Annotated in this window: 1 protein-coding gene; it reads left to right on the top strand. The window is 67.0% G+C overall.

The window, feature by feature from the left end:
• Positions 1-128 precede the first annotated feature (128 nt).
• Positions 129-1,442, top strand: coding sequence for an ISL3 family transposase (locus IY392_RS17745; RefSeq protein WP_069388581.1), 1,314 nt, complete (start codon positions 129-131; stop codon positions 1,440-1,442).
• Positions 1,443-1,455 lie beyond the last annotated feature (13 nt).

The following is a 1,455-nucleotide window of genomic DNA, read 5'->3' as shown; positions in this document are numbered from 1 at the left end:
GGCCCTTCCGGATCCGGAGTGCGTAACTGGGGTTCGCCGGTGATGCGGTGAGGCACAAGATGTAGGGGTCCTGGGGCGTGTGAAGATGCAAGTTCCTACACCAGCACTTCGCATCCCCAGGACCCGCTTTGAACGCTACCGCCAGCCTGCTTGCCGACACCATCTGCCGCACCGTCGAGTTGGGGGTGACCATCACCGACGCCGCCGTGGCCGACGAGCTCACGCACCTGTTCTGCTCCCCGGTCACACTGGATCCGATCTGCGCCGAGTGCGGGGTGGTGGGCCGGCTACGAGACCACATCGAGCGGCGGGTGACCGATCTGCCGATCGTCGGCCATCCCACCAGACTGCACGTGCGGGTACCGCGCTTCACCTGCGGCAACACCGAGTGCGTCACGCGGATCTTCCAGCAACGCATGCCGGCGTTGGCCGAGCCGCGGGCCAAGACCACCCGCCGTTGCACCCGCTGGATTCTGCAGCGCCTGGCGGTCGACCGCACCAGCGTGTCCGCGGTGGCCAAGGCCCTCGGGCTTGGCTGGGATTTGGTCAACGACCTGGCGGTCTCCGAGATCCGCACGATGGTCTACGACCAGCCCGGACACTTCGACGGGGTGCGCGTTCTAGGGGTCGATGAGCACAAGTGGAAGCACGTGCGCGGTGACGGCAGCAGCTCGTTTGTGACGGTGCTGGTCGACCTGACCCCGGTGGTGGACGGCACCGACCCGTCTCGCCTGCTGGACATGGTCCCGGGGCGTTCGGCGAGGGTCCTGACCGAGTGGCTCGACGCGCGCGACCAGGCGTTCCGTGACCGGGTCAAGGTGGTGACAATGGACGGGTTCGCCGGCTATCACACCGCCGCAGCCAAAGCCGTCCCCGAAGCGCGGACGGTGATGGATCCTTTCCACGTCGTGCACCTGGCCGCGGACAAGCTCACCGTGTGCCGCCAGCGCATCCAGCAGGCCACCACCGGGCACCGGGGCCGCACGGGCGATCCGCTGTACGGCATCCGCCGGACGTTGAACACCCGGGCCGAGCTGCTCACCGACAAGCAGAAGGCCCGCCTGTTCAAAGCGTTCACGGCCAACGATGCGCACGCGGCGGTGGAGGTCACCTACGGCGTCTACCAGCGGCTCATCGCCGCCTACGAGGCCTCGGGCAAGCGGGAGGGCAAGATCGCGATGTACAAGCTCCTCAAATCGATCCGGGCCGGCGTTCCGAAGGAACTACCCGAGCTCGCCCAGCTCGGCCGGTCGCTGTGGAAGCGGCACCGCGAGATCCTCGCGTACTTCGACGTGGGTGCCTCCAACGGTCCCGTCGAGGCCATCAACGGGCGCCTCGAACACCTCCGCGGAATCGCCCTGGGCTTCCGGAACCTCAACCACTACATCTTGCGGTCACTGATCCACTCCGGTCAGCTTCACGACCGGATCAATGCACTCTGATTCCGGAAGGGCC

This window comes from Dietzia sp. SYD-A1, assembly GCF_015356725.1.
Taxonomy (GTDB): domain Bacteria; phylum Actinomycetota; class Actinomycetes; order Mycobacteriales; family Mycobacteriaceae; genus Dietzia.
The sequence above is the reverse complement of the archived record's forward strand: the minus strand, read 5'-3'. Positions and strand labels throughout refer to the sequence as shown.